This window comes from Nocardiopsis quinghaiensis (genome assembly GCF_008638365.1).
GTDB lineage: Bacteria > Actinomycetota > Actinomycetes > Streptosporangiales > Streptosporangiaceae > Nocardiopsis > Nocardiopsis quinghaiensis.
Map to the genome: position 1 here is coordinate 1 of NZ_VWVU01000015.1, position 12,544 is coordinate 12,544.

At 71.6% G+C, this 12,544-nt stretch carries 13 protein-coding genes and 1 pseudogene; 10 read left to right on the forward strand and 4 right to left on the reverse strand.

Annotated elements, in window-relative coordinates; genetic code table 11:
* Nucleotides 1-161 precede the first annotated feature (161 nt).
* From FYX01_RS17620 to FYX01_RS17635, 4 genes and pseudogenes are all read left to right on the forward strand, one after another.
* A pseudogene (locus FYX01_RS17620) lies at nucleotides 162-1,054 on the forward strand (hypothetical protein); the annotation flags it as partial.
* A 345-nt stretch (nucleotides 1,055-1,399) separates the two neighbouring features.
* Complete coding sequence (locus FYX01_RS17625) at nucleotides 1,400-2,599, forward strand: PP2C family protein-serine/threonine phosphatase (protein WP_150242768.1); 1,200 nt, start codon at nucleotides 1,400-1,402, stop codon at nucleotides 2,597-2,599.
* Between the two features lie 359 nt (nucleotides 2,600-2,958).
* Complete coding sequence (locus FYX01_RS17630) at nucleotides 2,959-3,507, forward strand: nitroreductase/quinone reductase family protein (protein ID WP_150242770.1); 549 nt, start codon at nucleotides 2,959-2,961, stop codon at nucleotides 3,505-3,507.
* 171 nt (nucleotides 3,508-3,678) lie between these two features.
* Entirely contained in the window at nucleotides 3,679-3,867 is a 189-nt protein-coding gene (locus tag FYX01_RS17635) for a DUF2795 domain-containing protein (protein ID WP_150242772.1), read from the forward strand.
* An 88-nt stretch (nucleotides 3,868-3,955) separates the two neighbouring features.
* Here FYX01_RS17635 and FYX01_RS26240 read toward each other — a convergent pair whose 3' ends face one another.
* A complete protein-coding gene (locus tag FYX01_RS26240) occupies nucleotides 3,956-4,093 on the reverse strand; it encodes a hypothetical protein (RefSeq protein ID WP_190394373.1) in 138 nt (45 codons plus the stop codon).
* Here FYX01_RS26240 and FYX01_RS17640 point away from each other — a divergent pair.
* A complete protein-coding gene (locus tag FYX01_RS17640; RefSeq protein ID WP_223830526.1) occupies nucleotides 4,061-4,447 on the forward strand; it encodes an Hsp20/alpha crystallin family protein in 387 nt (128 codons plus the stop codon). The two genes, FYX01_RS26240 and FYX01_RS17640, sit on opposite strands and share 33 nt — an antisense overlap.
* Nucleotides 4,448-4,533: 86 nt before the next feature.
* On the opposite strand, the gene FYX01_RS17645 is transcribed toward FYX01_RS17640, so the two are convergent.
* Entirely contained in the window at nucleotides 4,534-5,682 is a 1,149-nt protein-coding gene (locus tag FYX01_RS17645) for a DUF2267 domain-containing protein (protein WP_150242776.1), read from the reverse strand.
* Nucleotides 5,683-6,074: 392 nt separating this feature from the next.
* Here FYX01_RS17645 and FYX01_RS17650 point away from each other — a divergent pair, with 392 nt between their 5' ends.
* The 3 genes from FYX01_RS17650 (at nucleotide 6,075) to FYX01_RS26245 (ending at nucleotide 8,345) form a co-directional block, all read left to right on the forward strand.
* Nucleotides 6,075-7,541: an MFS transporter gene (locus FYX01_RS17650; RefSeq protein ID WP_150242778.1), complete on the forward strand. Its 1,467-nt coding sequence runs from the start codon at nucleotides 6,075-6,077 to the stop codon at nucleotides 7,539-7,541.
* Nucleotides 7,538-8,104: a TetR/AcrR family transcriptional regulator gene (locus FYX01_RS17655; protein ID WP_150242780.1), complete on the forward strand. Its 567-nt coding sequence runs from the start codon at nucleotides 7,538-7,540 to the stop codon at nucleotides 8,102-8,104. Before FYX01_RS17650 ends, FYX01_RS17655 begins: the two co-directional genes overlap by 4 nt.
* 85 nt (nucleotides 8,105-8,189) lie before the next feature.
* Nucleotides 8,190-8,345: a hypothetical protein gene (locus FYX01_RS26245; protein ID WP_190394374.1), complete on the forward strand. Its 156-nt coding sequence runs from the start codon at nucleotides 8,190-8,192 to the stop codon at nucleotides 8,343-8,345.
* 58 nt (nucleotides 8,346-8,403) lie between these two features.
* On the opposite strand, the gene FYX01_RS17660 is transcribed toward FYX01_RS26245, so the two are convergent.
* Nucleotides 8,404-8,877 carry a hypothetical protein gene (locus tag FYX01_RS17660; protein ID WP_150242782.1) on the reverse strand — a complete coding sequence of 158 codons (474 nt, stop codon included), beginning with the start codon at nucleotides 8,875-8,877 and terminating at the stop codon, nucleotides 8,404-8,406.
* A gap of 256 nt (nucleotides 8,878-9,133) precedes the next feature.
* Between FYX01_RS17660 and FYX01_RS17665 the strand changes: the two genes are divergently transcribed.
* Nucleotides 9,134-10,444 (forward strand): PucR family transcriptional regulator, encoded by a 1,311-nt coding sequence (locus tag FYX01_RS17665; protein WP_150242784.1) that lies wholly within the window; start codon nucleotides 9,134-9,136, stop codon nucleotides 10,442-10,444.
* Nucleotides 10,445-10,516: 72 nt separating this feature from the next.
* Here the strand turns inward: FYX01_RS17665 and FYX01_RS17670 are convergent, their stop codons facing one another.
* Nucleotides 10,517-11,482, reverse strand: a complete 966-nt coding sequence (locus FYX01_RS17670) for an LLM class F420-dependent oxidoreductase (RefSeq protein ID WP_150242786.1) — start codon at nucleotides 11,480-11,482, stop codon at nucleotides 10,517-10,519.
* 263 nt (nucleotides 11,483-11,745) lie between these two features.
* Between FYX01_RS17670 and FYX01_RS17675 the strand changes: the two genes are divergently transcribed.
* Nucleotides 11,746-12,276 carry a YbhB/YbcL family Raf kinase inhibitor-like protein gene (locus FYX01_RS17675; RefSeq protein WP_150242788.1) on the forward strand — a complete coding sequence of 177 codons (531 nt, stop codon included), beginning with the start codon at nucleotides 11,746-11,748 and terminating at the stop codon, nucleotides 12,274-12,276.
* Nucleotides 12,277-12,544 lie beyond the last annotated feature (268 nt).

Below are 12,544 nucleotides of genomic sequence, written 5' to 3' on the forward strand. Positions count from 1 at the left end.
CGGAGGTGCTCAGGCGTCGTAACGACGGTGAGCTGTTGGTGCTGGTGCACAACAAGTGGCGGTTGCGTGTCATCGAGCGCGACCATCCGGAGTTGTTCATGGAACCACTCCTCGCCGGAGGCGTCGAGGAAGACGCCTACTAGCGCACGCCGTTCCGCTCGCGTGCACCGCTTCGTCCCGCCCTCTGCGTGCAGGGAGCACCGGGAACCGGCAAGACCGCCGTGGGCCTGCACCGCATCGCCTACCTGCTCTTCACCGAACGCGACCGGCTGCGCCGGGACGGCGGGGTGGCCGTCATCGGACCCAACCGCTCCTTCCTGTCCTACATCCGCAACGTGCTGCCCGCACCGGGCGAGATCGGAGCACGTCTCTGGCCCTGATCGACGAGGCCGCCTCCCTGATCGAGCGGCCGGGCACCCTGGGCCACATCGTCGTCGGCGAGGCCCAGGACCCCAGCCCCATGCAGGCTCGGGCGGTCGCCCGGCGCTGCACCCGCGGATCGCTCACCGTGCTCGGTGACATCGCCCAGAGCACCAGCCCGTGGGCGGTCGACGACTGGACGCAGCTGCTGGAACACCTGGGCCAGCCGGACGCCCGCCTGCTGCCGGAGATCGCCCCCGGCCTGGGCGTGCCCACCGGGGTGCGCGACGTCCCCGGATCCCTTCGGATCACCGCCGCGGACCCGGCCGACTGGTCGGAGGTTCTCGCGCTGGCCTGCCGGGAAGCGCTCAAGGAGGAGGTTTCGGTGGGAATCATCGCCGCCGACACCGATATCCCCGCCATCCGTGAGGGTCTGTCAGCGGAGGGGATACGGACCGCGCTCATCGGGGAGACCGAGGACGCGGTGGAGGCCGGCCGGCTGGTGTGTGTACCAGCGGCCCTCGCCAAAGGGCTGGAGTTCGACACCGTCATCGTCGCCGAACCCGCTCACATCGTCTCAGCAGAGCCCCGCGGCCTCCACCGCCTCTACGTGGTCCTCACCCGAGCGGTCAGCCACCTGCACATCATCCACACCGCCCCTCTTCCGGAGGCCCTGGAAGGTTCCCCGGGGTGAGGTAACCTCACACGCGTCACTCGGCCGCGAAACGACTCGACGGCCGAGGCCCCGGGACGGTTCCTGGCTGACGGCCGAGGTACGGGCGTACCCGATGCGTACGGCCCGCTCGGTGGACGGTGCCGGGACCACCGTGAGCGTGGGCTCCGCGTCCCCAGGACCGGCCCCGGCTGCCGGTCGGCGGGGACGGCGACACCGGGTCCCTCGCGCGTCATGCGGATTTCGGGAGGACTTCCGCGCGTGGCTGAGCGTGCCTACCTGTTGCTCAAGGTGCACCGGTGTGGACAGAGGAAATGATGCCTGTAGTCAGATCGAGGCATGTGCACGAAGACGGTGGGAGCGACGATGGCAGGTGACCGGATCGGGCTGGCGGAGGTGCTCGCCGCGGCGGAGGACGCGGAGCCGGTGGCGTCGCTCGATGTGGTGGCACGCAATCTACGCGACCGGTTCGACGCGCACGCGGTGTCGTTCCTGTTCGTCGACAACGTCGGTCAGCAGATGGTACAGGTCAACGAAGCGACCACCACGCAGGCCGACCACCACACCGATCAGATCCCGCTGGCCGGCAGCGTCTACGAACAGGTACTGCGCGCCCAGAAACTGGTGCGGGCCCCCGGCGGCGGACACGGACAGCGGGTGCTCGCCCCGGTGACCAACCGTGGTGACACCATCGGCGTCCTGGAGCTCACCCTGCCGCACGTCACCGAGGAGATCCTGGACGAGATCCACGAGGCCGCGCACGCGCTGGCGTACATCATCGTCACCGACCGCCGTTTCACCGACCTCTACCACTGGGGCCGGCGTACCACCCCGATCACCCTGGCCGCCGAGGTCCAGCGGCAGCTCCTGCCCGGCGCACCCTCCTGCGAAGCCGCGCAGTTCGCCCTCGCCTCGGCCCTGGTGCCCTCCGACTCCGTCGCCGGGGACACCTACGACTACACCCTCGACCACGACACCCTGCACCTGTCCATCACCGACGCCATGGGCCACGACGTCAACGCCTCCCTCATGGCCACCCTCCTGGTCAACGCCTCCCGCCGCGCCCGCCGCGCCGGCACCGACCTGGTCGAGCAGGCCCGCCAGACCCACCAGGCCCTTCTCGACCACGGCGGCCACAGCCTCGCCACCGGCCAGCTGGTGCGCGTCGCCCTGGACGGAACCGGCGCACAACTCGTCAACGCCGGACACCCCTGGCCACTGCTCCTGCGCGAGGGCACGGTGAACGAGGTGCGCCTGGACGTCAACCTGCCCTTCGGCGTCCCCGCCCCCACCACCTACCACGTACAGGACCTCGACCTGCGCCCCGGCGACCGCCTCGTCCTCTACACCGACGGTATGCAGGAACGCCAGGCGGAAACCGTCGACCTGCCCCGCCTGATCCGTGACACCGCCGGCGAACACCCCCGGCAGGTCGTACGGGCTCTGGCCGCCGCGGTCACCGACGCCTGCGACGGGCACCTGGCCGACGACGCCACCGTCGTGTGCCTGGACTGGTACGGCCCCCGCTTCGAAGGCAGCCAGGTTCAAGACGGACCCGGCAGGTAGGTACCGCCGCGCCCCGTGCGGCCCGGCCGTCGAACCCGGGCCCGGCCGCCGCGATCCGCTCGTGCGCCTCTCCGTCCGTTGGCGTCGCGTCCATACCTACGCACTCCCCTGCCGGTGCTGGGACCGCCATAGCGGGCGAACCGAACCGCCTCCACGGGTGTTGCCCGGGTAGTCGAGGGGCCATCGGTTCTCGCCCGAAGCCCGCGTCCGGACTCGCCGGGGATGAGGCCGACAACTTCCTTGTCCGGACAACTAATCAGATGGCCGGACAAGGAAAGAGGCGGCGGCATGTTCGTGAACCGATTCGTCCGGACCGCGCCCAGGAACCCGGAGCACGGCCCGGCCACGGAGGGAGAACCATGACCGAGTTCAACGACCGCGTCATCGCGGAGTTTCGGGCACACGCCGGCCGAGTCGGAGCGTGGGGTACCAACCTCGTCCTCATCCACCATCGCGGCGTCCGGAGCGGGACCGAGCGGATCAACCCGGCGATGTCGTTGCGCGACGGCGACGACTGGCTGGTCGTCGGTTCGGCGATGGGAGCGCCGCGCGACCCGGCCTGGGTGGTCAACCTGCGGGCGCACCCCGACGTCGGGATCGAGGCCGTCATCGACGGCGACGGCGTCACCGTACCGGTGCGGGCCCTCGAACTCACCGGCGAGGAGCGGGAAGCCGCGTTCGCGCGGTTCCTGCAGGCGGCGCCCGCTTTCGGGACGTACCAGGCCAAGGCGCCCCGACTGTTGCCGGTGATCCGCTTCACCCGCCGGGATCGGTCCGGACGATCCGACCCGGGCGAGCGTCGTACGCCACCCCGGGCAGCGATCCCGCCCTGCCGCACTACGGCGCCGTGGGTGACAACCACACCGTTCTGCTGGCCGGGGACGGCACCGAAGGCCGGTACGGCCTGATCGACATACACATGCCGCCGGGCAGCGGTCCACCGCGCGTGAGGCGTTCATCCGCGTATCGGTCGATGCGTCACCGGGCCGGACATCGTTTTGCCTTCCGGCGAGATTGGTGCCACGGGGGTCGGGTAGGCGACGGGGGCCGTCTGTACCAACACAGAACAGGAGGCCGCCATGGCCAGCGTCAACCCCATCGACCTGCAGAAGGCGCTCAAGGGAGCCGACTATCCCGCCAGCCGCGACGACCTGGCGTCGCTGGCGAAGGACAACGGCGCGGACAGTGGTCTGGTCGAAAGGATCTCGAACGTCAAGACGGACCGGTTCGACGGTCCGGACGACGTGCAGAAAGCCGTGTTCGGCTGACAGGGACTGACCGCGAAAGCCTGAGGGCGGCCGCCGGACCGCACTGCTGCCCGTCCCCGGTTCCTGCGTCCGGAGCCGGGCACACCGTTCACGGGCCCGGCCCCGGAAGGAACCGCTCGGGGCCGGTGTCGTGCAGGCGGGTGTTCTCCTCCTGGAGCTCGATGATGCGGGCGACGCAGGTGAGGCTGACCGGATCGCCCAGCGCCTCCTCGACGGTTCCGTCCACCCGGCCGCGATGCCGATGGACGCCTACCGCGACGACGACTCCCTCGTGGTCCACTTCGACCTGCCCGGTGTAAGGGCCGACTCCATCGACCTGGAGATCGAGCGGAACGGGCTCACCGTCAGGGCCGAACGCACCGGCGCGGCCGTGGAGGACCGGGAGACGGTCGTGGCCGAACGGCCTTCGGGCACGTTCTCCCGTCAGCTCTTCCTGGATGAGGCGCTGGACCTCGACAACGTCACCGCGGACCACACCGACGGTGTCCTCACGCTGCGCGTGCCGGTGGCCGAGCAGGCCAGGCCGCGCAAGATCAGCATCAGCGAGGGCGAGGGGCAGGCCCGCCGGATCGACGCCTGAACCAGCCCTCCGGCGAGGGGCCGGGGGATCGCTTCCCGGCCCCGTTTCCTGTGCGGCGGCCCCTGCGCGCCCCGCCCGTCACGGCCTCATCCGGACGCGTCCCTCCGGACTCCCTCCTCCTTGGACTCCTCGTCGAACCTCTCACGGCGCTCCCGCTCCCGTGCGCTGTAGGCGGCCTCGCGGACGGCCGCCTGGTCCTCGAAGCTGGAGCCGAGGGCACCCGCCATGGTTCCCAGGGAGCTGGCCAGCCAGGCGATGGAGACATAGCTGTCCAACCTCGCGTGGCCGAGCGAGGACTCCATGACGCTGTCGTCGATGACCACCAGGGCCTCCGTGAGCGTCACCCCGAGCAGCAGGACGTACACGCACGCCACGCCGAGCCCCACGGTGCAGACGGTGGAGACGTTGTACAGCGCCGCCGCCTCCCGTTCGTGCCGCTTCGTCGGGTGCTCCCACAGCCCGTTGTAGACGATGAGCCAGACCGTCATGGCCGCCAGCGCGAACACGCTGATCAGTGCCAGACGCAGCGGGCTGAGGGCGTCGGCGATGACCCACATCGAGTTGTAGAACACACCGAAGGAGCCCGTGGCGGCGGCCGCGGCGAACGCGCTGGAGAGACTGGGCACGAGCCGCCACGGCCGGTTGCTGCGCACCATACCCAGCAGCAGACGTATCCGTCCGCGCAGTCCGACCAGCACCAGGTACTCGTCCATGTCGTACTCGTGCCCGACGCTGCGGACCGGGGAGGCGAACGTGACGAGGCGGTGCCCCGCGTGTTCCGACGCCGGCCTGCTCGCGCGTCCGCGGCTCGGGTCCTCGGCGGTCATCCGGTCGACGAGGTGCACGACCGCCTGCCACACATGGGCGCGCATCCGTATCCAGCCCGTGGCGGGAAGGGAGAGCATCGCCAGCCTGTGCGCCTTGCTGAGGCTGAAGAGCAGCGGCCGGTTCCCCACGCGCCGGGGCAGATCCGTCAGGGCGACCACGTACTCCCAGTCCTCCTCCGCCGAGGCGGTGCGGGCGATCGAGTTGAGGGGGATGTCGTCGTGGCCGTCGAGGACGAGCGGCTCGGAGCGTACGCTCACCCGCCACAGCACCGTGTCGTCGACCTTCTCGGACAACACGTCGGCCAGCTTGTCGGCCATCCGCTCCGCCATCTTGCTGGGCAGGCCGGGATCGGCGAGGAAGCCGATGCGGATGCTCCGGCCGCCCTCGGATACGTCGTCCTTCGGCACCGCTACCACGTCCTGTTCCCCCGGGTCCTTCACGTCGCGTCGGGCCCGCCGGACGGTACCCCACGCGCGGGCGCGCCCCCGCAGGCCGACTCCTCCCCCGCACCGCCGCGGCCCGGAGCGGACACCGACGCTCCCGGACCGGCGGCTACCCAGTACCTCCCCGTTGACACCGACGGGGACCGGCGCCGGCGTCCGCGGGTGACAAGGGTCCCAATCCCGGCCGAGGCTTTGACCACCGGGGTGTAACAGTGTTTACTCAATGAGGGTGAACGGTCGTTCACCCCTTTCTTCCCCCTTTCCCGCACCCATCCGGCCAGCTCGGACGAGTGTGTCCGGATCGGGTGCCCGAACACTCCCGCACCGCACTCGTGCGCATCGTCCCCGGAGGCCGAATGACGTCCGTCCTACGCGTGCCCGCCTGGGCCACCACGGGAATCCTCACCCTCTGCGGCCTGATCGTCTCGCTACAGCAGACACTCGTCATCCCCCTGATGCCGGACATGCCGCAGATCCTCGGCGTGTCCGCCGACGACGCGTCCTGGCTGGTCACCGCCACCCTTCTGACCGGTGCCGTGGCCACGCCGATCGTCTCCCGTATGGCCGACATGTACGGCAAGCGCAGGATGCTGGTCGTCTCCCTCTCGGTCATGACCGTGGGCTCGCTCATCGCGGCGCTCGGCAGCGGCTTCCTGCTCCTGATCGCCGGCCGCGCCATGCAGGGGTTCGGCGCCTCCCTGATCCCCGTGGGGATCAGCATCATGCGTGACGAGCTGCCCAGGGAGAAGCTCTCCGGGGGGATCGCCCTGATGAGCGCCACCCTCGGTATCGGCTCCGCACTGGGACTGCCGCTCTCCGGTGTGCTCTACAGCGCGTTCGGGTGGACCTCCCTGTTCTGGTCCACCGCGTTCGTGGGTGCGGTCCTCATCGTCGCCATCCGCCTGCTGATCAACGAGTCCCCACAGCGCTCCTCCGGCCGCTTCGACATCGTCGGCGCGATCATGCTCTCGGTCGTCCTCGTCGGCTTCCTCCTCGCGCTGTCCAAGGGCTCCTCGTGGGGCTGGGCCAGCGGACAGGTCATCGGACTGACCGCGCTCTCCGCGGTCGTGCTCGTGGTCTGGGTCCCCCTCCAGCTGCGGACGCGCGAGCCCATGGTGAACCTGCGCACGGCCTTCCGGCCCTCGATGCTGCTGACCAACGTGTCCTCGTACTTCGCCGGGTTCGCGATGTTCCTGAACGGCCTGGTCACCACCCAGGAGCTCCAGGTCCCCGCGGACACCGGATACGGGCTGGCCCTGCCCGTGGTCACCGCCGGGCTGGCGATGGTGCCGAGCGGCCTGATGATGCTGTGCTTCTCGCCGGTCTCCAGCCGCATGCTCGACCGGTGGGGCGGGAAGCCGACCCTGCTGATCGGCTCGACCGTCATGGGCCTGACCTACCTGTGGCGGGTGTTCAACTCCGACACCGTCCTGAACGTGGTGCTGGGCAACATGTTCGTCAGCATCGGCACCGCCATCGCCTTCGCCGCCATGCCCGCCCTCGTCATGGCGGTCGTGCCCCGCGGTGAGACCGCCTCGGCGAACGGGCTCAACACCCTGGTCCGCTCTCTGGGCACCTCCAGCGGCAGCGCGGTGGTCGCGCTGGTCTTCGCGTCCCTGACCGTGAACGTGGGCGGGGCGGTGTTCCCCTCCGGCGAGGCCATGACGCTGCTCCACTGGCTGGGTGTCGCGGTGGCCCTGGCCAGTGTGCTGGTGGGGGCGCTCATTCCGACCCGGGAGCACGGAAGGGACGAGGAGTACGAGACCATCGTGACGGCGTCCGGGCCCGGGAGCGCCAAGGAGTCCGTAGGGGTGGAACCGTGACCAGACCCGACAGCCGCAGCACCATCATCGCCGCGGCGCGAGAGCTCTTCTCCGAGCACGGCTACAAGGGGGTGACCATCCGCGACATCGCCGCCGCCGCGGGGGTCTCCCCCGCCCTGGTGATCAAGCACTACCGCGGCAAGGCCGAGCTCTTCAACGAGATGGGGCCGCACGAGGTCCCGCTCGCCGAGCTGGACCTGCCCCGCTCCGGCATGGGCCGCGCCCTGGTGCAGAAGGTCCTGACCAGGCGGGAGCACGGTGTCCCCGACGGCTGGCTGGTCGCCGCCTCCCATGTCCGCGACTCCCCCGAACCCGACCGCTCCCGCGAGGAGACGCGCGGGAAGCTCCTGGACGGCGTCTCCGCCCTGATCGGGGACACCACCCCCGAACGCCGCTACGCCAGCGCCATCTGCTGCCAGATGCTCGGCCTCGCCGAGGGTGTCCGCGTCCTGGGCATGTTCCCCGACGACGAGGTCCCCCGTGACGAGCTGCTGGAGCTGTACGCCCCGATCGTCCAGCAGCAGGTCGACGCCTGTGCGCGGGCCTGCCCGAACGCGCGCTGAAACGCGTTCTCCCCGGGCTCGCGGCCACCGGGCCGCCGCCCGACCGGAATCCCGCTTCCCCGCCGTGTCTGGTAAGCCAGATGGGGTGAACAGCCGGAAGAAACCCCAGGACCAGAACGGCGCCGAGCCGTTGAACCCCGCGGCCCCGTCCCCGGGACCGACCGACCAGTGGATCTGGCCGGTCATCGCCGTGGTGGTCGTGATCGGCGGCATGGCCCTCGGCTACGCCCTCTTCACCTGAACGGGGCCTCCCACCGTGAGGTTCACGGAGCCCTGGGCCCGGCCGCGGAGTCCGGTCGTCAGGCACCGCCCAGGGAGACGCCGGGCAGACGGGTGGCGACCCACTGGTCGTCGGAGTCCTGGCGCAGCTCCAGGGGGCCGTGGTCCTCGTCGGGATAGACCAGGGTGACCGTGGCGATGGAGGCGTCGCCCTCCAGATCGGTACCGATGGCGGCCTCGCCGGTCTCGATGCCCTCCCCGTTCTGGAGGGACTCGGCGTAGAGGGGGAAGGCCGCCGCACAGTCATCGGTCCCGTGCGTGTCCACCAGGGCCCCTCGGGCGGCCTCGTCCATCAGCGCGCAGCCCGCCTCGCCGTCGGCCGCCTGCAGGGAGGCCACGAACCCCTCGGCGGCGCGCAGCGCCGCGGCCGAGGCGTCCCCGTCCCCCTGCGCGGCCTCCTGGGCCGCCTCCTCGTCCCGGGGTTCCTCCCCGGAGCAGGCCGTGACGGCCAACAGCAGGGCCAGGGGCAGTGTGAACAGCGGGGACCGTCTCATCGGAGCACCTTTCGAAGGAGTCCTCGGGGGAAGGACTTCGTGTCCGCACCATTGTTACCGTATCCACCCGCTCCGTGACCAGCGGTGTCCGGATGCGTTCGTGCGCGCGGGAAAGGCCGGGCTTGTTCCGGAAGCCGGGCTCTGATGGTATGGGAACGCGGTTCCCCTCCCCCGGGGGCGACCGAGCTTTCTGGCGCACAGAGCACGCGCGGGCGTGCCACGGGCGGCTCCGCCGTGCGTCCGCGCCGGAGGTGACATGACGTATCCGCGGGAGAGCCCTCGGACGGACCCGTTCGCGCGGATCCCCCCGGAACTGGGTGCCCGGCTGCGCCCGTTGGTGCCGCCGCTGGTGGAAGAGGCCCTGGAGGGCATCCGGCGCCGGTCGCAGGGCCACGCCACGCCCCTGGAGCCCGCCGACGCCGAGGGGCTGCGCCGGGTGATCGACGCGGGGGTGCACGCGTTCCTGGACCGGGTGGAGAGCGGCGGCCGCTCCCCCGGGCACGTGGACGCCCTGGCCGCCGAGTTCCGGGCGTTCGGCGCCGGCGAGGCCCGGCACGGGCGCACCCTGGAGTGCCTGCACACGGGGATGCGCACGGCGGCGGCCGTGGCGTGGCGGCGGCTGGCCGACGCTGACGCGCTCACCCGCGACCACATGGCGGTGCTGGGGGAGGCGGTCTTCGCGTTCCAGGAGGAGGTCTCGACCGCCGCCAGAGAGGGGCACGCGCGGGTGCGCGGCGCGGGCGCGGACGCGCTGCGCCGCCGCCGGGCGCGGCTGCTGGAGGTGCTGCTGGCCGAGGCGGGCACGGAGCAGGAGTCGCGGACGGTACCGGCACTGGCCCGGGCCGCCCGGTGGCGGATGCCCGACCGGGTGGCGGTGGCGCTGCTGTACCGGGAGACACCCGGCACGGCGGTGGACGGGGCGGCGCGCGGGGACACGGGCACGGTGGCCGCGGACGCGCCGTCACCGACGGGTGCGCTCCCCGCGGTACCCGCGCTGCCGTCGGACGTGCTGGTGGACCAGGACCGGCTGGAACCGTGCGCGCTGGTACCCGATCCCGAGGGGCCGGGACGGCTGCGGTCGCTGGAGCGCTCACTGCGCGGCGCGTGCGCGGTGCTGGGTCCGAGCGTGCCCCTGGACCGGGCGCCGGCGTCGCTGGCGCGCGCCCGCGACCTGGCGGAGCTGGTGCGGACGGGCGCGGTGCCGGGTGGGGGCGTGGTGCGGTGGAGCGACCACCTGCCCGCGCTGCTGCTGACCCGGGACACCGGTCTGGTCGCGGAGATGGCGCGGTCGCGTCTGGCCCCGCTGACACGGCTGCGCCCGCCGCAGCGGGAGCGGATGGCCGACACGCTGCTGTCCTGGTTGGAGTCGGGGTTGAACGCCAACGAGGCGGCGGAGCGGCTGAGCATCCACCCGCAGACCGTGCGATACCGGATGCGCCGGCTGGAGGAGTTGTTCGGCGCTCGGCTGCACGACCCCGGTGAGCGCTTCGAACTGGAACTGGTGCTGCGGGCTCGCCGCCTCCTGGGTCCCGTGGAGGAGAGCGGGGCGGAGTGGCGGCCCCGCTGAGGAGCCCGGCGGAGACCCGGGCACGGGAGGTTCCGCCGGGCCCTTCCGCCGGCTCTCCCCGGAGGAGTCCCGTCAGTCCCCCGAGGCGAGGGCCCGCACGACGGCGGCCGGGTCCTGGCTCGGCGGACCGATCGGCGCGATCACCGGGGTGGTCACGCCGTTGGACATGTACGCCCGGATGCGCTCACGGCAGTACTCCGCGGGGCCGTGCACGATCAGATCGTCCACCACCGAGTCCGGGATCGCGGCCAGCGCGCCCTTGCGGTCGCCCTCGTCCCACGCCTTCCACATCGGGTTCAGCTCCTCACGGCCCAGCCACTCGTGGAACGCCCGGTAGACGGGAACGTTGAGGTAGGCGGAGATGGCCCACCGGCCGATCTCACGGGCGGTGTCCGCGTCGGTGTCGGGAATGGCGAAGACGCGCGCGACGACCTCCTTGTCCTCACCGGACTGCCGCACGTAGGGGGTCACCTGGCGCACGTCCTCCGCCGACAGCCAGTTGATGATGGCGCCGTCGCCCTCGCGTCCGGCGAGTTTGAGCATGCCCGGGCGCAGAGCCGCCACCAGCAGTGGCGGGGCCTGCTCGGGGACCGCCCCGAGCGTGAAGCCCTTGACGCTGAAGGTGTCGTAGTCGGCCTTGACCTTCTGCCCGGTGAGCGCGGTCCGCAGGAAGCGCACCGTGTCGCGCACCTTCTTGTACGGCTCCTCGAAGGGGATGGAGTTCCACCGCTCCACGATCACGTTGGAGGAGGTGCCGATGCCCAGCGAGAACCGGCCCGGCGCGGCGGCGGCCATGGTGGCGGCGCTCATCGCCAGGGTGGCGGGACCGCGCGTGTACGCGGGCACGATCGCGGTGCCCAGGCGCAGCCGGGGAGCCCACACGCTGGCCAGGGCGAGCGGGGTGAAGGCGTCGGTGCCGTTGGCCTCGGCCGACCAGGCGTCGGTGTAGCCCAGGTCGGGCATCTGCTCGATGACGGACCGCTGCTCGGGGAGCGGGACTCCCTCCAGCGGGATGGTGATGCCCCAACGAGTGGTCATGGCGACTCCCTGTCGGTGTACGAAGGACCGAATCCGATTCTTGTCGACAAGACCGTACCGCCCGGTCGGTCTGTCCTCTCGGAGCGCCTCCCCGTTCGCGCGCAACCAGGTGTGGGACCCGTCTTCCGACACGGCGTCCCGTCCCGAGACGCGCGCTCCCGGTGAGGCGTATGTTCGTAGGGTCCGGGACCGGGGACCCGCCTTCCGTCGGGGCCCCGACCGGGCCGCAGGAGCTCACCCAGACGAACGAAGGAGGCCCCTTCGTGGCCATGCCACCCTCCCCCTACGACTTCCTGCCCCAGGTCGCGTCGTTCACCGTCACCAGTGACGACGTGGCCGACGGGCAGACCCTGCCCAAGGCCCAGGTCAGCGGGATCATGGGCGCCGGAGGCGAGGACGTCTCACCGCACCTGTCCTGGAGCGGCTTCCCCGAGGGGACGCGGAGCTTCGCCGTCACCTGCTTCGACCCGGACGCGCCCACCGCCAGCGGCTTCTGGCACTGGGCGGTGGCGAACATCCCCGTCGGGGTCACCGAGCTGGCGACGGGCGCCGGCGACGGCTCCGGCCTGCCGGAATCGGCCGTGACCCTGCGCAGCGACGCTGGGGCGCACCGCTACATCGGCGCCGCTCCGCCCCCCGGGCACGGTCCGCACCGGTACTTCTTCGTGGTGCACGCGGTGGACGTCCCCCGTCTGGACGTGGACGAGTCGGCGAGCCCGGCCTTCCTCGGCTTCAACCTGTTCTCGCACGCCGTGGGCCGCGCGATGACCACCCCGGTCTACGAGCAGAAGTAGGCGCCGAGGAGGCGGCGGTCCCGGGGCGGACTCGACGGAGCAGGCCCACCGGGCACGTCGGGGGCGGGTGCGCGGCGGCGTCGCGCACCCGTCCCCTCCTGCGGAGGGCCGACGAGTACACGCGCGAGGGGACCGTCCGGTTCGCCGGCAGCCGGATCCGGCCAACCACGGGCCATCCGGTAGCCCGCGGTCTAGGCTCGGTAACCATCCTCCACACTCACCGACCGCGCTTGGAAGGGTTCTGAAGGTGCCACAGCAGCCTGCGGGG

What these genes read in the sequence shown, in the direction of transcription:
- FYX01_RS17625 (WP_150242768.1), top strand. Translation starts at nt 1,400, where the DNA reads ATGGCAGGTGACCGGATCGGGCTGGCGGAGGTGCTCGCCGCGGCGGAG.
- FYX01_RS17630 (WP_150242770.1), top strand. Translation starts at nt 2,959, where the DNA reads ATGACCGAGTTCAACGACCGCGTCATCGCGGAGTTTCGGGCACACGCC.
- FYX01_RS17635 (WP_150242772.1), top strand. Translation starts at nt 3,679, where the DNA reads ATGGCCAGCGTCAACCCCATCGACCTGCAGAAGGCGCTCAAGGGAGCC.
- FYX01_RS17650 (WP_150242778.1), top strand. Translation starts at nt 6,075, where the DNA reads ATGACGTCCGTCCTACGCGTGCCCGCCTGGGCCACCACGGGAATCCTC.
- FYX01_RS17660 (WP_150242782.1), bottom strand. Translation starts at nt 8,877, where the DNA reads ATGAGACGGTCCCCGCTGTTCACACTGCCCCTGGCCCTGCTGTTGGCC.
- FYX01_RS17665 (WP_150242784.1), top strand. Translation starts at nt 9,134, where the DNA reads ATGACGTATCCGCGGGAGAGCCCTCGGACGGACCCGTTCGCGCGGATC.
- FYX01_RS17670 (WP_150242786.1), bottom strand. Translation starts at nt 11,482, where the DNA reads ATGACCACTCGTTGGGGCATCACCATCCCGCTGGAGGGAGTCCCGCTC.